The following is a 24,222-nucleotide window of genomic DNA, read 5'->3' as shown; positions in this document are numbered from 1 at the left end:
AAAGAGAAGAGGCGGGGCATGCCCCGCCTCTTACACCACATCTCTGCGCGCTACCACAGATTTAGACAAACGACACCCGTCCTGCAGAAAATCTCAATCTGTAACAGTTAGACGTCCAAATGGGCTCCTCGTGTTACAGATCGAGACAATACGCAGCCCTGCCGTTCCCGGGAGACCATTTGTTGCGTGCGTTACGCGATTGTTTCGAAACGGGTGGGAAACACAACGGGCCGGCGATGCTTCTAGTATGCCTATTCAACTGACTGTCTAAAAATCTAGGGGAGGATCGCGATGCAGGCAGATTCCGCTCAGCAGCAGGGCCTTTATCGCCCCGAATTCGACCACGATGCGTGTGGCATCGGCGCGCTTGCCGATATCAACGGCGAGCGTCATCACCAGATTCTGGACGACGCTCTGTCCATTCTGGTCAACTTGGAGCACCGCGGCGGCACGGGACTCGAGAAGAACACCGGCGACGGTGCCGGCATCCTGTTCCAGGTTCCGCATCACTTTTTCCGTAAAGAGGCTCAAAAGTGCGGCCAGATTCTGCCGGCAGAGGGCGACTATGGCGTGGCCATGCTGTTCTTTCCGCAGGACGACAAGGGCGTAGAGGATGCCCGCCGCGTGTTTGAGGAAGGCTGTGCCGAGGCCGGCGTGCCGCTGCTCTTTTGGCGCGAGGTGCCGGTCGACCCGCACGACCTGGGCGAGACGGCCCGCGCCTGCATGCCCACCATTCTGCAAGCCTTTCTGGGCCGCCCCGACGATACGCCGGCGGGTGACGCCTTCGAGCGCCGCCTGTACGTGTGCCGTCGCACTATCGAGAAGAAGGCCGATGCCGAGTTTGCCCTGCGCGACAAGATCTTCTATGTGTGCTCCATGAGCTCGCGCACCATCGTGTACAAGGGCATGCTGGTCGCCACACAGATGCGCCGCTTCTTCATCGACCTCAACGACGCCGCCGTCAAGACGGCGGTGGCGCTCGTCCACTCGCGCTACTCCACCAACACCACGCCCAGCTGGGAGCGCGCGCATCCCAACCGCTTTATCATCCACAACGGCGAGATCAACACCCTTAAGGGCAACGTCAACTGGATTCGCGCCCGCGAACCCAACCTGTACAGCCCCGTGTTACAGCACGATCTTGAGCGCGTGATGCCCATCATCAACCGCGAGGGTTCCGACTCGGCGATTTTGGACAACGTGCTTGAGTTTTTGGTCATGAACGGTCGCCCGCTTACGCGTGCCGCGTCCATGTTGCTGCCCGAGCCGTGGGACCACAACGACAGCCTGAGTGAGGAGCGCCGCGCCTACGACGCTTACCAGTCCATGCTCATGGAGTCGTGGGACGGTCCTGCCGCTATCGCCTTTACCGATGGCCGTACCCTGGGCGCCGCCCTCGACCGTAACGGCCTGCGTCCCGCCCGCTACTATGTGACGCGCGACGGTCGCTTTATGCTGGCAAGCGAGGTGGGCACCATCGAGGTGAGCCCCGAGAACATCCTGACGAGCGGCTGTCTGGGACCGGGCCAGATGCTCGAGGTCGATTTTGCCCGCGGCCGCGTGATCTACAACGATGAGCTGCGCGCCCGCTATGCCAAGGAAAAGCCCTACCGCGACTGGATTGCCGAGGAGACGCTGACCGTTGACGCGCTCGATGAGCCCGTTGCGGCAACGCCTGCCGAGGATGCCGAGGTGCCCGCCGCCGTGCGTATGGCAAAGCTCGGCTACCACTGGGATGATGTCGACGAGGTCGTGCGTCCCATGGCCCAGCAGGGCAAGGCGCCGCTTGCCTCGATGGGCATCGACGCGCCGCTGGCCTGCCTGTCCAAGAAGACGCGTTCGTTCTTCGATTACTTCTATCAGCTGTTCGCCCAGGTTACGAATCCGCCGATTGATGCCCTGCGCGAGCACATGGTGACTTCGACCACGCTCTACCTGGGCAACCACGGCAACCTGCTCGAGGATTCCCGCACGGCCTGCCAGCTGGTGCGCTTGGAGCGCCCGCTGCTCAACGAGGAGGAGTTCGAGCGTATCTGCGCCATCGACCGCGTGGGCTTTAAGACCCGTCGCTTCCGTGCCGTCTACCGCCGCGACGCCGGCGAGGGCGCGCTGCAGGCTGCGCTCAAGCAGCTTGCCGAGGACGTTGAGGCTGCGGTCCGCGACGGCGTGAACATCGTGGTGTTGAGCGATCGTGCCGCTGCGGGTGAGGTACCCGTGCCATCGCTGCTCGCCGTGGGCTGCGTGCACAACCACCTGATCCGCGCCGGCGTGCGCACCTTTGCCGATATCGTGGTGGAGTGCGGCGATGCCGTGTCTCCGCACGACTTTGCGGCGCTGGTGGGCTACTCCGCGAGCGGCATCTATCCGTACAACGCGCATGCGTGCATTCGCGACTTGGCGGCGCGCGGCGATCTGGACGTGACGGTCGAGCAGGGCATCGCCAACTACAACAAGGCTGCGACTGCCGGCATCGTCTCCATCATGTCCAAGATGGGCATCTCCACGGTGCAGAGCTACCATTCGGCGCAGATCTTCGAGGCCGTGGGCTTTACGCCGGAGTTCGTCAACGCGTACTTCGCCGGCACGGTGAGCCGTGTGGGCGGTATGGGTGTCGAGGACGTTGAGCGCGAGCAAAACGAGCGCTACGACGCCGCGCTCGCTATCCTTAAGAGCCCGGCTCCCGATCAGCTGCCCACGCTGGGCCTGACCAAGTGGCGCCCGCTCGGCGGCGAGGAACACCTCATCGACCCCCAGACCGTCTACCTGCTGCAGACCGCCTGCCGCGAGGACAGCTACGACACCTTTAAGGAGTACAGCGCCCGTCTGCACCGCACCGGCCGTGCCGTGCGCCTGCGCGACTTGCTCGACTTTAATGCCAGCGGCCGCACGCCGGTTTCGCTCGACGAGGTGGAGCCCGCGCTCAACATCGTCCGCCGCTTTAACACCGGCGCCATGTCGTATGGTTCCATCAGCAAAGAGGCACACGAGTGCATGGCCATCGCCATGAACCGCCTGCACGGCCGCTCCAACTCCGGCGAGGGCGGCGAGGATCCACGTCGCGAGACCCCGTTGGCCAACGGCGACTCCAAGAACTCCGCAATCAAGCAGGTGGCAAGTGCGCGCTTTGGCGTGACGAGCCGCTATCTTTGCAGCGCCTTCGAGATTCAGATCAAGATGGCTCAGGGCGCCAAGCCCGGCGAGGGCGGCCACCTACCCGGCAAGAAGGTCTACCCCTGGATCGCCGAGGTCCGTCAGTCCACGCCCGGCATCGGCCTGATCTCGCCTCCGCCGCACCACGACATCTACTCTATCGAGGACCTGGCCGAGCTCATCTTCGACCTTAAGAACGCCAACCCCGGCGCACGCGTGTCGGTCAAGCTGGTCAGTGAGGCCGGCGTCGGCACCATCGCCACCGGTGTGGCCAAGGGTGCTGCCGACAAGATCTTGATCAGCGGTCACAATGGCGGCTCGGGTGCCGCTGCGCGCGACTCTATCTGGCATGCGGGTCTGCCGCTGGAGCTTGGCCTTGCCGAGGCCCAGCAGACGCTGCTGCAAAACGGCCTGCGCTCGCGCGTGGTGCTCGAGGCCGACGGCAAGCTCATGGACGGCACCGACGTTGCCGTCGCCTGCTTGCTGGGCGCCGAGGAGTTTGGCTTTGCGACCATGCCGCTCATCTCCATGGGTTGCCTCATGCAGCGCGACTGCCAGCAGGACACCTGCCCGGCCGGCATCGCTACGCAAAACTGCCGCCTGCGTCGCGGCTTCCGCGGCAAGCCCGAGCACGTCGAGCACTTTATGCTCTTTGTTGCCGAGCAACTGCGCGAGGTCATGGCGAGCCTGGGCTTCCGCACCGTCGACGAGATGGTCGGCCATCCCGAGTGCTTGCGCCAGATCGAGGTCCCGGGCAACCGCAAGGCTAACCTGCTCGATCTGACGCCCGTGCTGGCAAGCGCGACCTGCGAGTTCGGTGCCCACATCCCGGGTGCCGACGGCCGTCACTTCCTGCCCCAGATGGCCGCGGACAGCGAGCTCGACAAGACGCTCGACTCCACGCTGTTTGTGCCCTACACGGCCGACGCTCGCGCGCACCTGCGCCCGATTCGCTTCCGCGCCGATATCGCCAACGTCAACCGTTGCGTGGGCACCATCCTGGGCAACGCGGTGACCAAGGCGCATCCCGAGGGCTTGCCCGCCGGCTCCATCACCATCGATTGCGATGGTTCGGCCGGTCAGAGCTTTGGCGCGTTCCTGCCACGCGGCATTACGCTCAACGTGTGCGGTGACGCCAACGACTACTTTGGCAAGGGCCTTTCGGGCGGCGAGGTGTCGGTGCGCCCCAACCCGCATGCGACCTACAAGTTCGACGAGAACATCATCGTGGGCAATGTTGCGTTCTTTGGCGCTACGAGCGGCCGCGGCTTCATTAACGGTCTGGCCGGCCAGCGCTTTGGCGTACGCAACTCCGGTGCCACCGTGGTGGTCGAGGGTTGCGGCAACCACGGTTGCGAGTACATGACGGGTGGCCTGGCGCTCATCCTGGGCGAGGTCGGGCAGAACTTCGCTGCCGGCATGACGGGTGGCGTGGCTTATGTCTTTGACCAGTACGGCACGCTCGATGCCCGTGTGAACCACGAGAGCGTTGAGCTCAAGGCCCCGACGGCCGACGAGCTGGTGCAGATCCGCAAGCTTATCCAGGAGCACGTGGACGCGACGCAGAGCCCGCGCGGCATTAAGTTGCTCTACAGCTTTGAGACGATGAGCAAGCACTTTGTGAAGGTCATTCCGACCGAGTACGAGCGCGTGCTGGCGATTGTCGCCGCCGCCGAGGCCGTCGGCAAGACGCATGCGCAGGCCGAGGAGCTGGCGTTTGACATTGTGACCGGCCGCGCGAGTGCCGCGGATGTTGCTCGCTTCGATGTTGCGGGTGCTGCGTCCGTGGCTGCCAGCTCTGTTGCTTCGACCAAGAAGGAGGCGTAAGTGCCATGGGTAAGCCCGGTGCTTTTCTTGATATCGATCGCGTGACCCACGAGCTGCGCCCCGTGGAGGAGCGCAGACGCGATTTCGATCCGCTGTACGTGGAGCTCGACGACGACGCGCGCCGTGCTCAGGCGAGCCGCTGCATGATGTGCGGCGTGGCGTTTTGCCAGATGGGCGCGAGCTTTGGCAAGGCGCGCCCGAGTGGCTGCCCGCTGCACAACCTGATTCCCGAGTGGAACGAGCTGGTGTATCGTGGCCGCTGGGACGAGGCGGCCGAGCGTCTGTCGCTCACCTCACCCATGCCCGAGTTCACGAGCCGCGTGTGCCCGGCGCTGTGCGAGGCCGCGTGCAACTTGGGCTCGGTCGACGGCCAGCCCACGACGATTCACGATAACGAGCGTGCGATCAGCGACCACGAGTGGGCCAACGGCGGCCCGCGCCGCTTTGAGCCGGCGGGGGAGGGCGCGCCCACGGTTGCCGTGGTGGGCTCCGGCCCTGCCGGTCTGGTGGCCGCGTGGGAGCTCGCTCGCCGCGGGGCCCGCGTGACGGTGTTTGAGCGCGACGACCGACCGGGTGGCCTGCTCATGTACGGTATTCCCAACATGAAGCTCGAGAAGTCCGTGGTCGAGCGCCGCGTGGCGCTCATGCGTGAGCTGGGCATTGTGTTTGAGCTGAACGCCGACGTGAGCGATCCTAAGGTTGCCGCCAAGCTCGACGACTTTGACGCCGTCGTGGTGGCTGCCGGCGCCCGTGCCCCGCGTGGGCTTTCGGCTGCGAACATCGATGCCCCGGGTGTGGTATACGCCGTGGACTACCTGACGGCATCGACCGTCTCGGTGCTCGACGGCGGCGAGCCCGCCATTGACGCGCGCGGTCTGGATGTCGTGGTCATTGGCGGCGGTGATACCGGCAACGACTGCGTGGGTACCGCGGTGCGCCAAGGTGCGCGCAGCGTGCGCCAGTTTGAGTTCTTGCCGGCGGCGCCCGATAAGCGCACAGCGAGTAACCCTTGGCCACAGTGGCCCAACGTGAAGAAGACCGACTACGGCCAGCAGGAGGCTATCGCCGCGATGGGCGGCGAGATGCGTGCCTGGGGCGTGGATACGCTCGAGGTGCTGTTGGACAAGAAGGGTGCGGCCGCGGGTCTGCGCGTGGTCGATCTGGACTGGTCGGCAGGAAAGCCAGAGCGCATTGTAGGCTCCGAGCACGAGGTGCCGGCGCAGCTGGTGCTCATCGCCTGCGGCTTTACCGGTCCCGAGCATGGCGTGTTCGACGCTGTTCGCGTGCCTGTCGCCACCGCTGGCCGTCCGCTGCCCGTGATGGCTGTCGAGGGCTCGCACCTCGCGGCTCGCACGGACGGTGTCGCCGCCGATGCCACGCCGGTGTATGTGGCCGGCGACGCCCGCAACGGCAGCTCGCTCGTGGTGAGTGCCATGGCCGATGCCCTGGCCTGCGCAGCCGAGGTCGCCCAGGCGCTGGAGCTGTAAAGTAGTCACGGAGATACTCAACAATCGAATCGGCAAGGGCTGTCCCAAACTGCCGGCACAAAAGGAACGTCCCTAAGTGCCGGCAGTTGGGGACGTTCCTTTTCTGTCGGCATTCGGGGACACTCCTTGCGGATTTGCGAGTGATTTGCTTGTTTGTCGACGTACGGGTGTTCATTTGTCGACTTCTTGGGCTGTGGTCAACTGTTGTTTCTGTGGTGGCTGCGGGCATTTGGCTCAAAAGGGCGGGTTGGCCGTCTATGTTTACCTGCGGTTTTGTTGCGGTGCGCATTTTCGGTCAAGCTTTTCGTCAAGTGTTTGGTCAGCATCTGGTTTGCAGTCGGAGGCCTATTTTGCCCGTGCTGGTCATGGCTGCCCACCCTCCTCGTAAGCTCAAATTGAGATCCATCAGTTTGAGGAGGATGCCATGACTGACCACGCTTTTGACCGAGCAGAGCTGGCTGAAGCCGTCGGCAACGATATTGCCGACATGGCCCATTTTTGGATGCTGCGGAAGTTTCAATTCCTGGAGCCGGCGCGCGAGCAGTTCGAGATTATCGTCGACCCGTGGCTCAGCTATTGCGAGGAACCTTCTCAAAACGAAATCATGGCCTACAACATGGCGTTTACCGATTGGCTGCTGTTTGAGCGCCCCTATCGCCATGGCAAAACGCTGCTCGAGCTATATGTTGACGAGCCGCCGGCATCGCTTTCGCCTGCCTCGCTCAAGCGGCTCGAGCAGGTACGCGACACGCAGTATTTCTCGCGCTTTGGCATTTTGGACAAGAATCCTGCGTCCGGCATGGTCGTGCTGAAGGACACGCGCACCGACCGTCGCTTTGATGTCTACGATCCGCATATCGTGCAAAAGGAGCATTGGAGCGACGGAGCGATTGCGGTGCGCCTCGCCTGCGTCGACGATGTCTGGCTGACGGCGGGACAACTCTATCTGTATGACATCGCACGCCTGAGTGACACGGCGGTCGATGGGCCTGGTGCGGTGCATCCGGAGGACCTGCAGGATGGCTTTGACACCTCGTGCATCAGTTTCTTCTTGCGTCTGGTCCGCGACATCATGGGCGCCCAGGGGCGCTACGTAAAGTCCCTCAACATCTACGAGCAGGAGTGGGAGTAGGGGATGGGCTGTCGCAGCGCCGCCGCGTGTCTATTTGTCTCGATCTGTAACGTTTAGGGACAAAAAACCGGTCTACCTGTTACAGATCGAGACGAATGCTTGGGCGCTGCTGATTTGTCTAAATCTGTAACGTTTAGGGCCCTGGAGAACGTCTAACTGTTACAGATCGAGACGTTTGGCACCTGGTTGGGGGAATGTCTCGATCTGTAACATCTACAGGCTAAAAGTCGACCTTGCTGTTACAGATTGAGACGGAAGGTTGGCGGCTGCCGAAAGATCTTGTTCTGTAACAACTAGAGGCTCAAAGATTGTCTTCCTGTTACAGATCAAGACATTTGCCAGCGGAGGCAACAGCGGCGATGGTCCATTTGTCTGACGTGGTGGTGATGAAAGTGTCTAATACCGTTCTCAAACACAAACATGCGACTCGCAACACGTTGGCGCGGAATAGGATGCTCGCGCGGCTCACGGAGACGGCCAAGCAAGGTGCGCTGCTCGCAACGCATGACAATACCGAGCTCATGTGGCTGCGGCGCCATGTTGGAACCGACGATATCGCGGAACCCGAGCCGTACCTGTTCTGTTTTCAGCATGATTGGGATGCATTGACGCCAGCGGAGCGAGCACTGAGGACTATCAGAGGGCTTGCGGAATTTCATCCCGATTGGGCGTTTTGGGGCTATGACGCGGCGCTTTTGTGGGGTCTGGAGGTGCCGAATGATCTGCTCGGGCCGCGTTTCCTTGTTAAGACTTGCTGTTCGGTGACGTTGAGCAGCGGGTGCAGGTTGTTGCGTCCACAGATGGCGGGTGCGCTTGAGCGCGTCGACGGCGTGCGAGTGACGCCGTTTTGGCGCACGGTGGAGGATTGTCTGCTGCGTGCGCCGTTTTCCTACGGGTTGGCGATTGCCGATTCTGCACTGCGGGCGAAAGGCGTATCACGTGGGGGTTTGTGCGAGCGCCTCCGCGCCGATTGCGAGGGCAGGCGAGGGTATCGCAGGGCACAGGTGATTGCGTCGTATGCGGACGGGCTGTCCGAAAACGGCGGCGAGTCTCGGTTCCGAGCGTTCTTTATTGCGTACGGTTTTCCGGTTCCGGAGCTGCAGGTGGAGTTTCGCGACCCGCTCGATCCGAGCCAGGTGTTTCGCGTCGACTATTTTTGGCGGCTCGAGAACGGGACGTGTGTCATCGGCGAGCTCGACGGAAAGGGGAAGTACACCTTGCAGAACGGCGAGGGCCGGGAGTCGGTCGACCCATTCGTGGCAGAACGTCAACGGGAGTCCCATCTGACAATGCTCGGGCATAAGGTGCTTCGGTTTACGTTTAACGAACTCAAAGACCCGGGGAAGCTGGTCGAGAAGATGAGGCTGGCGGGTATTCCGCAACAGGCGGATCTGGCTAAGGAATGGAAGCGTCAGTGGTATGGGCGCTGAGAGGGTTTGTCTCGGTCTGTAACATCTTGGGGCTGTTTGGGCCCGTAATTGTTACAGATTGAGATGAACAAGTGCGGCCTCGACCGAATGTCTCAATCTGTAACATCTAGCTGCTGAAAACCGGTCTATCTGTTACAGATTGAGATAAAGGGTGGGTATGCGACCGAAAGATCTTGTTCTGTAACATCTGGAGGCTCAAAGACGGTTCTTCTGTTACAGATTGAGATGTTTTGTAGGCACCGCTGGGGAAGGGCTGCATCGACTCCCGTCCTCCCTCATATTCCCCTCCTTTCTCCGTTAGCCGATATGTCTGCAGCAACCCTGCTGGACTAGGTGATAATGAACAAATGTTCATGTTAATTGAGGGGGAGGAGCCCGATATGGCGACTGCCGATCGTCCCACGTTGTTTATCAATGCGACTATTCTGGATGGCTTGGAGCATATGGAGCCGCAGCCCGATATGGCCGTGGCCGTTGAGCATGGTGTCATCACCTGGACTGGCCCGAGTGCCGTGGCGCAGGCGCCTGCGGGTGCCGAGGTTATCGACCTGGCCGGTGCGTACCTCATGCCGGGCCTCATCAATATGCACGTGCATCTGTGCGGCTCGGGCAAGCCGGTCTCGGCAGGCGATGCAGGATCGCTCATGAAAAAGCTCGATAATCCCGTGGGCCGCGCCATCGTCCGCCATATCCTCAAGGGCAGTGCCCAGCAGCAGCTGGCAAGCGGCGTGACCACGGTACGCGGTGCGGGCGATCCGCTGTTTGCCGACATCGCCGTGCGCAACGCCATCGACGCCGGCAAGTATCAGGGTCCGCGTCTTGTCGCGCCGGGCACGGGCGTCACGGTGCCGGGCGGTCATGGCGCAGGCTTGTTCGCGCAGGTAGCCAATAGTCCCGCCGAGGCAGCCGAGCAGGTACGCGACCTGTATGCGCGCGGTGCCGACGTCATCAAGTTGTTCGTGACGGGCGGCGTGTTCGATGCGACCGAAGTGGGAGAGCCTGGCGTGCTGCGCATGCCGGTCGATGTCGCCGCGGCGGCGTGCAAAGCGGCACACGAGGTTGGCCTTCCGGTTATGGCCCATGTCGAGAGCACTGAGGGCGTAAAGGCCGCGCTTCAGGCCGGCGTCGACACGATCGAGCATGGCGCTCCGATGACGCCCGAGATCTTGGACCTGTATCGCGGCGCCGCGGGTACGCAGCTCGAGGGGCGCGCACCGAGCGTGACCTGCACGATCAGTCCGGCGTTGCCGTTTGTACTGCTCGATCCGGAGAAGACCCATTCGACCGATACGCAAAAGAAGAACGGTGACATCGTGTGCTCGGGCATTGTCGAGAGCGCCCGCGCCGCACTGGAAGCTGGCGTTAAGGTGGGCCTGGGCACGGACTCGAGCTGCCCGTTCGTGACGCAGTACGACATGTGGCGCGAGGTGGCGTACTTTGCCAAGTACGTCGGCGTGAGCAATGCCTTTGCGCTGCACACGGCCACGCAGGTCAATGCCGAGCTGCTGGGCCTGGGCGACGAGACCGGCACGATCGAGTGCGGCAAGGCGGCCGATATCCTGGTGGCGCGCGAGAATCCTCTGGATGACCTGGCGGCCCTGCGCGAGCCGATGCACGTGATGTGCCGCGGCGAGCTGGTGCGCAAGCTGAAGGTCAAGCACATTTCCGAGGTTGACACCGAGCTCGACGCGATCATGGCCATGCCTGCCGAGGCACTGGCCGAGGAACTCGCCCGCGACGGCGTGGCGTAAGCGTGCGACGCAGTGATGTGACAAAGGGACTGTCCCTTTGTCACATTCTGTTGCCGCATGCAAAAAGCCGGGGTCTCAACACGAGGCCTCGGCTTTTTATCGAACAAATGCTTAAGATTTAGAATAAACAAACCTGATTAATTTGTCTCACGCGCAGTGGCTAGGAGCGGGTTTCCATCTTGGCGTGGCACTTGGGGCAGGTGACGCGAATCTTGCCCTTGCCCTTGGGGACGGAGAGCATCTGGCCGCAGTTGGGGCACTTGAGGTAGGCCGTGGTCTTGCGACCCTTCCACATCTTCTTAGCCGTGCGCTTGGCGCGCTCAAAGTCTTCCTTACTGGTGCCGGCCGCGCGTGAGGTGCTGGCCGCTGCAACGCCGCCGCCCAGGCTGGCGACGAACTTGCCCAGACCGGGGACGTTCGCGGTCGCGGCGACAAAGGCCTCGTTCTCCTTGCGGCGGGCATCGACGTTCTTGGACAGGCCACGCAGCACGCCGATCACGATGACAGCGATGGCGATCCAACTGAGCCACTGGAAATGTGCGAGCGACCCGATCATCGCGAGGATGATGCCGAAAAAGCCGAGCACGATGGTGAGTTCGTCGGCGCCGTTGCGACCTTTCATAAAGTTATCCATGCAAACTGCCTCTCATTCGATATGCTGCACGCCTTTATACCCCATTTGGTGCATGGGGGACAGGTTAATCTGCACCAAGGTGGTGCAAACGTACCTGTCCCCGATGCACCAGTGGCGGCGCAAGTCTGTCCCCAATGCACCAAGATGGTGCAAAGAAACCTGACCCCCCTTGCACCAATTACTTGGCGAGTTTGTCGACGACGCGTTCGATTTCGGCGAGCTTGGCGGCCTTGAGCTCCTCGTCGCCCGATTCGATGGCCGAGGCGACGCAGCCCTCGATATGGGCCTTGAGCACATCGGCGTTGATGCGCGCGATGAGTGCCTGCGTGGCCATGAGCTGCGTGGAGATGTCGACGCAGTAGCGGTCCTCCTCGACCATCCGCAGGATGCCGTCGATCTGCCCGCGCGCCGTCTTGAGCATACGGGTCACCGATTTGTGATCTGCCATCATGGCGAGTCCTCGTTTCTGGTCGATCTTCCGGATACCCCCTGTCAGTTGCGGTGAAATACGGACTGTTTAAAGGCCTAGGGCGGCTCAACAGTCCGTATTTCACCGCAACTGACAGGGGGCAGGCGGCAGTTGTTAGGCGGCGGTCACGGACAGGGCGTGGAACTTCTCGCCGGCGCCTTCGACGGCGGCGGCGAGCTGCTCGGCGGTTACGGTGTCGGCGCACTCAACCTGGACGGTCTGGGTCTCGTGATCGGCATCGGCATCGGTCACGCCAACCACGTTGAGCAGCGCGGTCTCGACAGTAGCGTCGCAGTGGCCGCACATAAGACCGGACGTCTTAATGATGTAGTTCATGGGTGTACTCCTTATCGATTGAGGTTATCTGACAGTTTAGTCGTGAACAGAGTCATCTTAAAGGCACGCTGAGGTGCCCGAGATTGCCCCGAAAGAGGAGCGAAGCGTACTTGGGTACGCGAGCGACGGTTTGAGGGGCAAGGTCGGGTGCATCAGCGTGCCGTCTTTGGCTTAAAGGATTTCAGACGCAAGGCATTGGACACGACGCACACGCTCGACAGGCTCATGGCCGCGGCGCCGAACATGGGCGAGAGCTGCCAGCCGGTGAGGGGGAAGAACACGCCTGCGGCCAGCGGGATGCCGATGCCGTTGTAGAACAGCGCCCAGAACAGGTCCTGCTTAATGTTGCGGATCGTGGCGCGCGAGAGCTCGATGGCACGGGCGACGTCCATGAGGTCGCTTCGCATGAGAACCACGTCGGCACCCTCCTTGGCGATGTCGGCGCCGGTGCCGATGGCAAGGCCCACATCGGCGCGCGCCAGGGCGGGGGAGTCATTGATGCCGTCGCCCACCATGGCGACCTTGCCTCCCGCGTCCTGCAGCTCGCGCACGTGGCGCTCCTTGTCGGCGGGGAGGACGTCAGCGATGACCTGCTCGCTGGTGAGCCCCACGCGGCGGGCGATGGCCTCAGCCGTCACGCGGTTGTCGCCGGTGAGCATGCGCACGTCGACGCCGAGTGAGCGCAGCGCGGTAATGGCCTCGGCGCTTGTCTCCTTAACCTCGTCGGCCACGGCAATGGTGCCGGCAAGCTCACCGTTTTTGGCAAAGAACAGCGGCGTTTTGCCCTCGGCGGCAAATTGCTCGGCGAGGCCAGCGGGTACGGCGACCCCCAGCTCGTTCATCAAGCGCACGTTGCCGGCGGCGATGGCGTTTTGACCTTCGCACGCCGTGACGCCACGGCCGGGCACGGCGGCAAAGTCCTCGACCATGCGCGCGACGATTCCGCGTGTCTCGCACTCGGCCATAATCGCCTCGGCCAGCGGATGTTCACTTTGATGTTCCAGCGCGGCGGCAAGCTTGAGTAGTGCCTTCTCGCTCATGGCGGGTGTCCCGTCGGCGCGCGTCGCCGCCACGATATCGGTCACAGCCGGCTTGCCGCGGGTGACGGTACCCGTCTTGTCGAGCACCACGGTGCCCACGCTGCGCAGGCTCTCCAGCGCCTCGGCGCTCTTAAACAGAATGCCCATTTCGGCGCCCTTGCCGGTGCCGACCATAATGGCGACGGGCGTGGCCAGCCCTAGCGCACACGGGCAGCTGATTACCAGCACGGCGACGGCGGAGGTGAGCGCCTCGTTCACACTGCCGGTCAGCGCCAGCCATGCCACAAAGGTCACGGTCGAGATCGCAAACACCACGGGCACAAACACACCGGCAACCTTATCGGCCATGCGTGCGATGGGCGCCTTGGTGGCGTTGGCGTCCTCCACAAGCTGGATAATCTTGGCGAGCGATGTGTCGGCGCCCACGCGCGTGGCGCGGAAGGTGAACGATCCAGTGCGGTTGACCGTGGCGGCGTTGACGGTGTCGCCGGCGGTCTTTTCCACGGGGATGGACTCGCCGGTCAGCGCACTTTCGTCCACAGCCGAGGCGCCCTCGAGCACCACGCCGTCAACGGGGATGGACTCGCCGGGGCGCACGCGCAGCACTTGGTCGGGCAGGATGGCGTCGACGTCGACGGTGGTCTCGGTGCCGTCCTCGGCCACGACGGTCGCGGTCTTGGGCGCCAGGTCGATCAGCGCCTCGATGGCGCCGCCGGTCTTGGACTTGCTGCGCGTCTCGAGGTATTTGCCCACGGTGACGAGCGACAGAATCGTGCCGGCGCTCTCAAAATACAGATTGTCCATGCCCGTCATCATGGCCTCGTGGACCTGCCCGGCGGCCAGCTGGTCGGCCATGATAAACATGGCGTAGAGCGACCAGGCGATGGACGCGGTGGCGCCGACGGCGATGAGCGCGTCCATGGTGGGCGCGCCGTGCACGAGCGACTTGAAGCCGTTGATAAAGTACGCGTCGTTGACGTAGACGATGGGGATGAGCAGGACGAGCTCGGTAAGCGCGAGCGTCATGCTGTGCGTATGGTCGGTGAAGATGCCGGGCAGCGGCCAGCCGAGCATGTGCCCCATGCCTATGTAGAACAACGGGATGAGGAAGATGATCGAGATGATGAGGCGGGTGCGCATGGCGGAGGCGGCTGCCTCCAGCTTTTTGGTGGGCGACTCCATATGGGCGGTGCCGGACCTGACTTGCGTGCTGCCGTTTGAGCCGTCGGTACCGTCGCCCGCATCGACGGGTGAGGCCGAGTAGCCCGCGCGGTCGACGGCGGTGCAGATATCGTCGGGGGAGACCTGCGTGGGGTCATAGTCGACCATCATGGAACCGGCGAGCAGGTTGACCGCGACGCTTTGGACGCCGTCGAGCTTGCTCACGGCACGGTCCACGTGCGCTTGGCATGCGGCGCACGTCATGCCGCCCACATCGAACTTATCTTGAGCCATGGCTTCTCCTTTCCGTGGTTCGGTATTGGAATTGTTAACCTGCCGATACTATACACCCATACCCCCTGGGGGTGTCTAATGGAGATGAAAATGTATGACATTCTGTTATTGGTCGAGGTGACAGCCAGTTCGGCGGACCGTAGCCAGTCTAATGTCTCAATCTGTAACATCTGGGGACCGTTTTGCCTGCTAGATGTTACAGATCGAGACAGACCGTCCGCGGTCAACTCAAACATCTCGATCTGTAACATCTGGACCGGTTTTTGACCCCTTACTGTTACAGATTGAGATGTTGTCTCGCAGGGTTGGGGTTTTGTCTCGTTCTGTAACATCTAGACCTGTATCTGCCGAGCTAGTGTTACAGATTGAGACAATTGCCGGGGAGGGGTCTCGTCACGGCAAGACGCCCGCCGCCTAGATACAGAACCCGGGGATCACGCAGGTTCGCTTGTTTGGCTTTTCCGCAGGCGTTGCGTACGTAAAGACGTCGCCGTCGTGTCCCACGCGATTCAAATAGAGTGTGCCTCCACTCTCCGATGTGTCGGGGCTCACCGTGCGCTCCCACCAACAGGTGTCCTTGCCCTTCCACTGGCGGACCATCGTCTCGTTCGTGGAATACGGGCTCACCTTGAGCTCGCGGAAGAGCTGATACTCCTTGCCCTCGCCGTTGTAGATGTCTGCCAGGTAGTGATAGCCCTCGGCAAACGAATCGGGCGGTTGCGTACCGCACAGCTCGACCATGGCGGGCAGCCAAAGGGTTGCGGGCAACTCGCTCAGACACGATGCACTGTTGGCGGCGCCCACATTGTTCGAGACCTTCTTGACCCCTTTAATGAGCGCGCGCAACTCGTTGGGTAGCAGCTTAAGGCCGTCGCCGTTGAGCCATCCCCGCAGCTCGCAATCTGCCCAGCCGGCGCTCGGCGGTTCAGCCGTAGCGTTGCGCTCGGCAATACCCGCGTCGAACATAAACGTCAGCCCGGCCTTGCCCGTCCCGTCCAGAAGCTCATCGTGGCGGATGCCCACAAGCTGCGCGCCAACCTGTAGTCCGCTGGTGAGCGTGACACGCTTGGTGCACGGATAGGGGATATGCCCATCAGCGTCGAGCAGGTGGTAGCGCTTGGCAATCTCGCGTGCCTCGCTACGGGTCTCGGCGGCCTTAATCTTGAGCGAAATCTCCTGCAGCTGGTCCCAAGTGTAGTCGTCAAGCGAACCGCGGATGCCGTCCAGGTAGTCGGGGATGCCGAAGCCATGGGTTGCCGCGCCAACGACGCCGAGTCCCGCAACGACCGCAACGACGCCGCCGATAATAAAGCGACGGCGGGTCATGGCGTCGTGCCGGGCCTGCTCCAGGATCTCTCGTGCGCGCTCGCCGGCGACGTCGACCTTAAGGTGCGTGCCAGAATCGATATCAATTGCGGCCTCGTCTCCTGCACCCTCGCGGTCCTCAGATTCTGCAGCGGGGAGGTATGTCGAGAGCACCTCGAGCATCTGCTGCTCGGTAGGGCGATCGCCCTGTTCGACCGAGATGCCTTTCATGATGATCTGGACGAGCGCTTTGTCGCCCTCGCAGCGCGGCTCGAGCGGCGCCGGCTTGGTCTTGGTCTTTATGAGGTAGAACGAGCCGGTCGCCGCGGCACCCGTCGACTCGACATCGAACGGTTTGCGACCGCTGTAGAGCTGGTACAGAATGCTCGAAAGCGCATAGACGTCGATCGCGGGCGAGCGGCGAAGGGCCGCGATGCCTTCGATATCCTGCGTGAGCATTTCGGGCGCGGCGTATGCGGGCGTGGCAAAGCGCCAGATGTCGGCGCGCCGGGTGATCGTGTCGTCGCCGAGGGCCATGGTCGCGGAGCCCATGTCGATGAGGCAGGGGTCAAAGGAGCAATCGGCAATCTGCTGCTCGAGCGTTCGGCTGGTGGTGCGGAACATGATATTGGCAGGCGACAGGTCGCGATGGATGACCGGATTCACGAGGCCTTGGGTCATCAAGAGCGCGCGAAGTACGGCGTTTCCGACGGCGGCGACCATCTGGGTGGTCAGCCCGCCCGAGGCGTCGTGCGGAAGCAAGGGCAGCGCCTGCTTGAGCGAGGTGCCCTCGACCCACTCCATGAGGATGAGCGGGTCGTTCTCGCACGATCCGTAGCCATAGACGCGCGGAAATCCGCGCAGGTGCGAGACGGTACACAGATGACGGTACTCCTCGAACAGTGCGGCGGTGTTGGCCAGGTGCGCGGCCGATTGCTCGGCGGAGCGGTCGGGGGCTTGGCCGGAAAGGATGGCGTTGTCCTTGAGCAGCTTGACGGCAAAGACCTCGCCGCTCGTGTTGGTCGCGCGCAGCACGTGCCCGATGTTGCCGTTGTTGCGGTGGGCCGTCTGGAGAATAAGCGTCATAAACCGACGCTTGGCGTCGTCCTCGGCGCTGGGGTCGACCGCCACGGCGGTGTCGAACGTGTCAAGACGGATGAGTTTGTCGCCATAGGCGCTATCGGTAGTATCCATGGCGTTCCTTTGTCTAGCATGGGTTGCTGCGCGTATACGTGGGCAGTGTGGATATCGGTAAAGTACCATGATAGCCACACTGCCCACGTATACCGCTGAGTATTGTCGTTTACGACGCAGAAGGTAGAAGACGAAAGACGGACGGCGCCCGTCTTTCGATCGCCGTCCGCGCTAGTCCACAATGACAAGGAATGTCGTGTAGAGACCCAGATGGAGCCTGTCGCTGTTTTCGATTTCCACCGGGGGATAGACTTTGCCGGGCTCGCGTTGGTCGCGCGGCGGCTCGATTACGATATCGCCGTCGCCCGCGCCCGATTCGAGCACTGTGCCGTTGGTCGACCCAAGGCCCTGGGCGTACCAGTGTCCGCCTTCGAGCCAAATGCGGAGATGCTCGCGCGATGCGTCGGCGCCCACATCGGTGATGCTGGGCGAGGTTTTGGGCAAGGACCCAATTACCGTGCCGCGCGGGTCACGCGTCAGGGGGTGGATCTGCATGTCAACGCTGTTTCCGGCGTGCGTCCTAAGCAAGCCGAGGTTGGGGGCGACGGCACGCGGTTGATCCAAGCTGCTCAAAAAACCACGGCCGACGGTGGTCTCGGTGGTGCCAAAATGCCCGCCAGTCTTGCTATCGCAAAAGCGCTCAACGGTCGCCACGCCCTGAGCGGGATCGGCGAGTGCGCCCGTCGCCACAAAGAGCATCAGGAAGAGCGTGCTCTTTTCGCGCACGGCATTGCCGTCAAAGTTGTCGATGCGATTGAGGGCATTTGCATATAGGCGGCTGTCCAGTTTGTAGCTGGCGAGAGCCGACATCATTTCGTTGGCGGCCGGACCGCGATAGTGCTCGGCGATTGCCCGATAGGCGGACTCGCCGCCGCCGAGCTTGCTGCAGATTGCCGCGGAAAGGTTGAGCGTGGTGACGGTAAAGTCGCTGTAGATGGAGGGCGCGCACTGGTCAGGCTTGCGATGGACGATGTAACGGGTGAGATACGAGCGGTTGGAAGAGCATTTCTCGAGCAGGGTACTGCCGAGATAAGAGTTTCCATTGATGAGCATTCGGGCGATCTCGAGATGTTTAAGACCGCCGAACGAGCGAATATCGTTATAGAGGACCGAGCAAGGCGTCTCTGCTGCCACGGATACCTCCTTTGATTGCTTCCTAGCCAATATGGCGATAGGAATTAATGGCCCCCGGTGGGCGACGTATTAAATGGCTGCGCAATATATAGCGTAACCAAAGCAACATTATAGGCCACATGTTCGAAATTGCAGGAAGACTGAGAGATTTGGTTTGGACTGGACGGAAATCCCCCTCTGTCTTGTTCTGTAACATTTAGGGCCGGTTTTGCTTTGCAGCCGTTACAGATTGAGACAATCAGCCGGGCCCGCCGCGTCCGCCTCGTCATCTGTGGTTTACGTGGGGGCATACGGAGTACGGGTATACTAACCCGTGGCGAATCTGCTCCATCGCTTAGAGCTGCTGCGTCTGGACGGCGCGTGACAGGGCTGCCAAAGCGATCGCCAGCGTGCTGAGCAACGTCCTCTCTGTGCGCACCCGTTTTTGTATGTATTAGCGCACTACCAAGCACGCCCGCGCGGCCGCATGCCGTGCCCATTGCGCGTGCAGATAAGGAACAACAACATATGCGTAATTCTGTATCCGACGTCACCGACGCCGAGATCCTGGACGAGACCCGTGAGGCCATGACCCAGGCTGCCTTCGATGCCGCCGATGAGGCCAATGCTGCCCAGGCCGTCGAGTCCGCTACCGAGAGCCTGCCCGCCTTTGACGAGCTGGGCCTTTCGGACGAGATGCTTCGTGCCATCGAGAACCTGGGCTACACGGCGCCGACGCCCGTGCAGGCCGGCTCGATCCCCGTGGTGCTCGAGGGCCGCGACCTGCTTGCCGCCGCCCAGACCGGCACCGGCAAGACGGCCGCCTTCTTGCTGCCGACCATGAACAAACTGGAGCACATCGCTCCTCCCAAACCCGTGCGCGAACGCGGCGGCCGCAACCGTCGTCGCGGTGCTAAAAAGCCCGAGGGCAACGGCCGCGGCCCGGTGATGCTCGTCATCACCCCTACGCGCGAGCTTGCCCAGCAAATCGACGAGGTCGCGAGCAAGATCGCCGACGTCACCGGCCATGTTGCCGTGACCGTCGTGGGCGGCGTGAGCTACAAGCCCCAGACCGCGGCGCTCAAGTACGGCTGCGACATCCTGGTCGCCACGCCGGGTCGTCTGGTCGACCTGATCGAGCAGGACGCCTGTCATCTGAACGAGGTCAAGGTCTTGGTGCTCGACGAGGCCGACCGCATGCTCGACATGGGCTTTTTGCCCGCCGTCCGCCGCATTGTGCGCGAGACGCCGGCCGAGCGCCAGACGCTGCTGTTCTCGGCGACCCTCGACGAGGAGGCCGTGGGCGAGATCACCGACCTGGTGAGCGACCCGGCCCGCGTGGAGATCGCGCCCGCCACGTCGACCGCCGACACCGTCGACCAGTTTGTGTTCCCGGTGTCCATCGAGGCCAAGAACAACCTGCTGCCCGAGTTCCTCAAGAAGGAGGGCCCGGAGCGCACCATCGTCTTTATGCGTACCAAGCACCGTGCCGACAGCTGCTGCCGTCGCCTTGAGCGCAAGGGCATCAAGGCCGCTGCGATTCACGGCAACCGCAGCCAGGCCCAGCGCGAGCGTGCCCTTTCGGCCTTCCGCGACGGTACCGTTGACGTGCTGGTGGCAACCGACGTGCTCGCCCGCGGCATCGACATCAGCGACGTGCGCTACGTCGTGAACTTTGACGTGCCGGCTGAGCCGACCGACTACATCCACCGTATTGGCCGTACGGGCCGTGCCGGCGAGCTGGGCTGGGCCATTACGTTTGTGACCGAGCAGGACGTCGATGAGTTCTACGAGATCGAGAAGCTCATGGACAAGACCGCCGACATCTACGAGGCCGGCGACCTGCATGTGGGTCCCAACCCGCCTGCGGTTGATCCCGAGCGCGACCCTGCGGCCTTTAAGGTGAAGAAGAAGACCAAGCGCGGCAAGTCCAAGAGCAAGAAGAAGCTTGAGCAGGCGCGTCGCGACGGCAAGCGCAACGGCGACGATTACGGCGATGTGGCCGGTCGTTCCAACCGCGGTCGCGATGAGCGTCGCGGCGACGGTGAGCGTCCGAGCCGTCTCAAACGTGGCGGCAAGACCCGCGTGCGCGAGGGCGTTCAGGCTCGCGTGGACGAGGCTGTGGAAAGCGTAGCCCGCGAGGTGGCTGCCGAGGAGCGCGGCGGTGCTGGTGCCGCTGAGCAGCCTGCGCGCGGTAACCGTGCCGAGCGTCGTGCCAAGCAGTTCCAGGGCGAGGCACATCGCCGCCGCCGCGAGGATGAGGATCGCGGTGGCCGTCGCCGTGTTGAGCGCGAGGACGAGGGCCGCGGTTCGCGCGGTGGCAAGCGCGGCTCGGGCGACCGTCGTCGTTCCGGTCGCGATGACGAGCGTAGTGGCCGTGATGAGCGTCGCGGCGGCGAGGGTCGCGGTGAGCGAGGTGCCCGCGGCGGTGAGTCCCGTGGCGGCAAGCGCTTTGACGAGCGCGGTGGTCGTGGCGGTGAGCGTCGCGAGGGCGCTCGTGGCAACGGCCACCGCAGCGGCGCTCACCGCTCTGGTGAGTCGCGCGATCGTCGTGATCCGCGTGCCAGCCGCGATCGTCGCGATGACTGGCGCAACTACGACGACACCCGCGAGGAGCGCCGTGGCGGCTATCGTGGCGGGCGTGGCGGCAGCCAGGCCGGCTCCCGCGGCGGTCGTGCCGGCGGTCGCGATAACCGTGGCAGCTATGGCAATAGTCGTGGTGGCAAGCGCGGTAGCAGCTCCCGCCGCCCCGGTGACGGCGGCGGCAAGCGCAAATAGCATACGCATCGCCCACTAAAAAGCGAGGTGAACCAAGGGCCCCGAGCAACTACGCTCGGGGCCCTTTTTGTTTGCCGTATCCGATCGCTAGTTCAAATGTGATTTCCTCGGGAATGCATCTAGAAGATGCCGTGGGCCTGTTTCCTGCCATGCGGCAATGGGTCCCATGGGGTGTGCCGTGCATTTTTTGGAGTATTCAGCAGCTCTAGCTGGCTGCATACGATTCGGTATTGCCAACGGTGGCCTTCAGATACCCCCTATGAGCGTTTTGAGTTAGATTTCGCCGTTTTTCGAAGCAAAGGTACGTCATTCTCGCTATGTCGGAACCCTAAATGACGCAACGCCCTACAGTTTTGCTCGCCCGCGGCGGTGCTGGCGCGGTCACGTTGCAGAATACTCCGTTTTTTGCACGGGCCAGGATGGGGTACCTCAGGAGAACACGGCGGTATCCCGTAAATATATACATTCTGTACCGTAATTTATACAAAACGAAGAGGCAGACAGCGTAGGGTGGGTGCATTGGGGTGCCTGGCGCACCAAAACGGGGAGCTCCCTTATGCGCCGTATACTCTGTCTGAATGTAAAAACGGCTTGACGCGTTGCCAGGCGTAGGGGGAGGGTGCCTCGATGAGCGTATTCGAAATTGTGTTTAGTCCGACGGGCGGAACGCGGAAGGTGTCTGGCCTTGTGGCCGGGGCACTGGACAAGAATACCGTTACCGTCGATTTGACCGATAACGGGCTAGATTTCAGCGCTGTCTCGATGACTGAGGACGACGTGGCCGCAATCTCTGTGCCGGCGTATGCCGGTAGAATCCCGGCTGTGGTGGCTGACCGGTTGGGCATGGTGCGCGGCAACGGGGCTCGGGCTGTTTTGGTTTGTGTATACGGAAACCGCGCGTTTGAGGACACGCTCGTAGAGCTGGAGGACGTTGCGAAGCGCGCCGGATTTAGGGTGGTTGCAGCTGTTTCTGCTATTGCTGAGCATTCCGTTGCTCGTCAGTTTGCTGCTGGGCGACCGGATGCGCAGGATGCGGCGCAGCTCGCAGAGTTTGCGCAACAAATTCAGCAAAAGCTGTTGGCTGAGGATGCGTCCGAGCCCTCTATCCCCGGCAATCGTCCTTATAAACAAGCTGGAGGTCGCCGTATGGCACCCGAGGCAACAGAGGATTGCGCCTCCTGCGGTGCATGCGCCGCGGCGTGCCCCGTTTGTGCTATCGACAAGGGCGACCCCAAGCGAGCAGCTGGCGAGGCGTGCATCTCCTGCATGCGCTGCATCGCCGTATGTCCGCGAGGCGCTCGCAAGCTTGATCCCAACAAGCTATCCGCTGTTTCCCAGATGTTGAGCAAGGTTTGCGTCGTGCGGAAGGAATGCGAGCTCTTCATCTAGCGCATACGAAATTGGTGCAATGGGGCCGGGTTAATCTGCACCAACCTGGTGCAAACAAACCTGTCCCCAATGCACCAGAGTGAGGAGTGCCCCTGGGTGCCGGCGGGAAAGGAACGTCCCTAAGTGCCGCCTAAATACCGTTTATCGGAGAAAAAATACCGTTCGCCGGTCATAATGATTGTTCCGGCTTTGGGCTTGTCTACAATAACCCCCGTAAAAGAAATGCGGAAGGTTACCGAGTCCCCTCGGACGTGGGCCTAACCAAAGTCTTTGAACGGGTGTGTCTCTATGGATGCATTCGGTTGATTTTGGTTGGGCTATATTTATGAAGGGACATGCCACCATGGGTTTCTTTTCTCGCCTTATGGGTGGCTCGGACAAGCAGGCGACTGCGACTTCCGAGTTCGAGATTCTCGCCCCTGTTTCCGGCGAGCTTGTTAATCTAGAAAATACCAATGACCCCGCTTTTAGCAGTCGTGCCGTGGGCGACGGCGTTGCCGTGATCCCCAACGAGGGATGCGTGTGCGCTCCTGTTTCCGGTACCGTTGCGGCGCTGTTTCCGACTGAGCACGCGCTGGGCATCATGTCCGACGACAGCTCTGCTCAGGTGATGCTGCACATCGGAATCGACACTGTTAAGCTTGAGGGCAAGGGCTTCCATGCGCTTGTTGCCCAGGGTGACCATGTCGACGCGGGCCAGCCCCTCGTCGAGGTCGATTTCGACGTGGTTCGCGCTGCCGGCTTCGATCCCACGGTCTTCGTTATCGTGTGCGAGCGCTCGGAGAGCTCGACTCTTCGTGAGCATGCTTCCGGCCCTGTTGCTGTTAAAGAGCCTGTCATCTGGCTTTCCGAGTAAATTCTTATGGTGGGTACCGTGGTTATCAAGCGAGTTTTTAACAACAACGTCGCAATGGTCACTTCGGACGATGGCTCCGAGCTCATCGTCATCGGTCGAGGCCTCTGCTTTGGCCGTCATGCCGGCGATGCCATCGATGAGGCATCGGTCGAAAAGACCTACGCGTTGCAGGAGGGAACTTCTCAGGATTCGCGTACGATTGACCGCTTGGCACATCTTTTGGAGTCCATCCCCACCGTCAACCTCGTGATTTCCGAGGACATCGTTCAGATGCTTCGCCGAGAGCTCAATGTCGACATCAACGATAAGATCCTCATTGCTCTCGCAGACCATATCAGCCTTGCTTTGGAGCGCGAGCGCAAGGGCGTCTCCTGTGAGAATCCGTTGCTGCTCGAGATCCAGCAGTTCTATCGCAAGGAGTATGCACTTGCGGGCCGTGCGCTGCAGATTATCAAGGAGTATATGGGCATCCAGATGAGCGAAGAAGAGCAGGGTTTCATTACGCTGCATATCGTCAACGCCACCATGCCGCAACGCTCCGATCGTTTGATTGTTTCGGTCCAGCTTGTTCGCGACGTGCTCGCGATTGTTTCCGAGCGCTATGCTACGACCCTCGATGACACCTCGCTGCCTTACGAACGTTTCGTTCGTCACCTGCAGTTTTTCGCACAGCGAGCGCTCGATCCTACGGCCGGGCAAATCAACGGAGACGCGCTGTTCCGAATCGATGAAACGGCGTATCCGTGTGCATTCTCGTGCGCGGACGCCATAGCCGCCCACTTGTCGTCTACCTATAACGTTGTCGTTACCGATGCCGAGAAGAGTTATCTCGCATATCACATTGTTAACCTGCTTGGAGAACCTGGTCTCTAGGCA

At 61.9% G+C, this 24,222-nt stretch carries 15 protein-coding genes; 9 read left to right on the top strand and 6 right to left on the bottom strand.

Features of this window, described 5'->3' with window-relative positions:
- The first annotated feature begins 291 nt into the window (after positions 1 to 291).
- The 5 genes from gltB to I2G43_RS01660 all read left to right on the top strand — a co-directional run bounded on the left by gltB (position 292) and on the right by I2G43_RS01660 (position 10,777).
- On the top strand, positions 292 to 4,977 hold the full coding sequence (gene gltB, locus I2G43_RS01680) for a glutamate synthase large subunit (RefSeq protein WP_195534864.1): 4,686 nt from the start codon (positions 292 to 294) through the stop codon (positions 4,975 to 4,977).
- A gap of 5 nt (positions 4,978 to 4,982) precedes the next feature.
- Positions 4,983 to 6,464, top strand: coding sequence for a glutamate synthase subunit beta (locus tag I2G43_RS01675; RefSeq protein WP_195534863.1), 1,482 nt, complete (start codon positions 4,983 to 4,985; stop codon positions 6,462 to 6,464).
- Between the two features lie 424 nt (positions 6,465 to 6,888).
- Entirely contained in the window at positions 6,889 to 7,596 is a 708-nt protein-coding gene (locus I2G43_RS01670) for a hypothetical protein (RefSeq protein WP_195534862.1), read from the top strand.
- 359 nt (positions 7,597 to 7,955) lie between these two features.
- A complete protein-coding gene (locus I2G43_RS01665) occupies positions 7,956 to 9,026 on the top strand; it encodes a hypothetical protein (RefSeq protein WP_195534861.1) in 1,071 nt (356 codons plus the stop codon).
- Positions 9,027 to 9,406: 380 nt separating this feature from the next.
- A complete protein-coding gene (locus I2G43_RS01660; RefSeq protein ID WP_229071462.1) occupies positions 9,407 to 10,777 on the top strand; it encodes an amidohydrolase family protein in 1,371 nt (456 codons plus the stop codon).
- 160 nt (positions 10,778 to 10,937) lie between these two features.
- Here the strand turns inward: I2G43_RS01660 and I2G43_RS01655 are convergent, their stop codons facing one another.
- From I2G43_RS01655 to I2G43_RS10630, 6 genes are all read right to left on the bottom strand, one after another.
- A complete protein-coding gene (locus I2G43_RS01655; RefSeq protein ID WP_229071460.1) occupies positions 10,938 to 11,399 on the bottom strand; it encodes a hypothetical protein in 462 nt (153 codons plus the stop codon).
- 190 nt (positions 11,400 to 11,589) lie between these two features.
- Positions 11,590 to 11,862: a metal-sensing transcriptional repressor gene (locus tag I2G43_RS01650; RefSeq protein ID WP_118335402.1), complete on the bottom strand. Its 273-nt coding sequence runs from the start codon at positions 11,860 to 11,862 to the stop codon at positions 11,590 to 11,592.
- A 132-nt stretch (positions 11,863 to 11,994) separates the two neighbouring features.
- The gene (locus I2G43_RS01645; RefSeq protein WP_195534858.1) at positions 11,995 to 12,216 is read right to left on the bottom strand and encodes a heavy-metal-associated domain-containing protein; all 222 of its coding nucleotides are present in this window, start codon (positions 12,214 to 12,216) and stop codon (positions 11,995 to 11,997) included.
- Between the two features lie 152 nt (positions 12,217 to 12,368).
- Complete coding sequence (locus tag I2G43_RS01640; protein WP_195534857.1) at positions 12,369 to 14,711, bottom strand: heavy metal translocating P-type ATPase; 2,343 nt, start codon at positions 14,709 to 14,711, stop codon at positions 12,369 to 12,371.
- A gap of 414 nt (positions 14,712 to 15,125) precedes the next feature.
- On the bottom strand, positions 15,126 to 17,210 hold the full coding sequence (locus I2G43_RS01635) for a protein kinase domain-containing protein (protein ID WP_195534856.1): 2,085 nt from the start codon (positions 17,208 to 17,210) through the stop codon (positions 15,126 to 15,128).
- A gap of 171 nt (positions 17,211 to 17,381) precedes the next feature.
- Positions 17,382 to 18,344 (bottom strand): FHA domain-containing protein, encoded by a 963-nt coding sequence (locus I2G43_RS10630; protein ID WP_195534855.1) that lies wholly within the window; start codon positions 18,342 to 18,344, stop codon positions 17,382 to 17,384.
- A 507-nt stretch (positions 18,345 to 18,851) separates the two neighbouring features.
- On the opposite strand from I2G43_RS10630, the gene I2G43_RS10590 reads away from it, so the two are divergent.
- The 4 genes from I2G43_RS10590 (at position 18,852) to I2G43_RS01610 (ending at position 24,219) form a co-directional block, all read left to right on the top strand.
- Positions 18,852 to 21,101, top strand: a complete 2,250-nt coding sequence (locus tag I2G43_RS10590; RefSeq protein WP_195534854.1) for a DEAD/DEAH box helicase — start codon at positions 18,852 to 18,854, stop codon at positions 21,099 to 21,101.
- Between the two features lie 687 nt (positions 21,102 to 21,788).
- On the top strand, positions 21,789 to 22,490 hold the full coding sequence (locus I2G43_RS01620; protein ID WP_324249482.1) for a 4Fe-4S dicluster domain-containing protein: 702 nt from the start codon (positions 21,789 to 21,791) through the stop codon (positions 22,488 to 22,490).
- 343 nt (positions 22,491 to 22,833) lie between these two features.
- Complete coding sequence (locus tag I2G43_RS01615; protein ID WP_195534852.1) at positions 22,834 to 23,346, top strand: PTS sugar transporter subunit IIA; 513 nt, start codon at positions 22,834 to 22,836, stop codon at positions 23,344 to 23,346.
- A gap of 18 nt (positions 23,347 to 23,364) precedes the next feature.
- Complete coding sequence (locus I2G43_RS01610) at positions 23,365 to 24,219, top strand: PRD domain-containing protein (protein WP_324249481.1); 855 nt, start codon at positions 23,365 to 23,367, stop codon at positions 24,217 to 24,219.
- Positions 24,220 to 24,222: the final 3 nt, after the last annotated feature.

Source organism: Collinsella aerofaciens (genome assembly GCF_015557435.1).
Taxonomy (GTDB): domain Bacteria; phylum Actinomycetota; class Coriobacteriia; order Coriobacteriales; family Coriobacteriaceae; genus Collinsella; species Collinsella aerofaciens_Z.
Note: the sequence above shows the minus strand (reverse complement) of the source record. Positions and strands in the feature narration are given on the sequence as shown.

What these genes read in the sequence shown, in the direction of transcription:
- I2G43_RS01655 (WP_229071460.1), bottom strand. Translation starts at nt 11,399, where the DNA reads ATGAAAGGTCGCAACGGCGCCGACGAACTCACCATCGTGCTCGGCTTT.
- I2G43_RS01660 (WP_229071462.1), top strand. Translation starts at nt 9,407, where the DNA reads ATGGCGACTGCCGATCGTCCCACGTTGTTTATCAATGCGACTATTCTG.
- I2G43_RS10590 (WP_195534854.1), top strand. Translation starts at nt 18,852, where the DNA reads ATGCGTAATTCTGTATCCGACGTCACCGACGCCGAGATCCTGGACGAG.
- I2G43_RS01670 (WP_195534862.1), top strand. Translation starts at nt 6,889, where the DNA reads ATGACTGACCACGCTTTTGACCGAGCAGAGCTGGCTGAAGCCGTCGGC.
- gltB (WP_195534864.1), top strand. Translation starts at nt 292, where the DNA reads ATGCAGGCAGATTCCGCTCAGCAGCAGGGCCTTTATCGCCCCGAATTC.
- I2G43_RS01675 (WP_195534863.1), top strand. Translation starts at nt 4,983, where the DNA reads ATGGGTAAGCCCGGTGCTTTTCTTGATATCGATCGCGTGACCCACGAG.
- I2G43_RS01665 (WP_195534861.1), top strand. Translation starts at nt 7,956, where the DNA reads ATGGTCCATTTGTCTGACGTGGTGGTGATGAAAGTGTCTAATACCGTT.
- I2G43_RS01615 (WP_195534852.1), top strand. Translation starts at nt 22,834, where the DNA reads ATGGGTTTCTTTTCTCGCCTTATGGGTGGCTCGGACAAGCAGGCGACT.
- I2G43_RS01645 (WP_195534858.1), bottom strand. Translation starts at nt 12,216, where the DNA reads ATGAACTACATCATTAAGACGTCCGGTCTTATGTGCGGCCACTGCGAC.
- I2G43_RS01635 (WP_195534856.1), bottom strand. Translation starts at nt 17,210, where the DNA reads ATGGATACTACCGATAGCGCCTATGGCGACAAACTCATCCGTCTTGAC.
- I2G43_RS01640 (WP_195534857.1), bottom strand. Translation starts at nt 14,711, where the DNA reads ATGGCTCAAGATAAGTTCGATGTGGGCGGCATGACGTGCGCCGCATGC.
- I2G43_RS01650 (WP_118335402.1), bottom strand. Translation starts at nt 11,862, where the DNA reads ATGATGGCAGATCACAAATCGGTGACCCGTATGCTCAAGACGGCGCGC.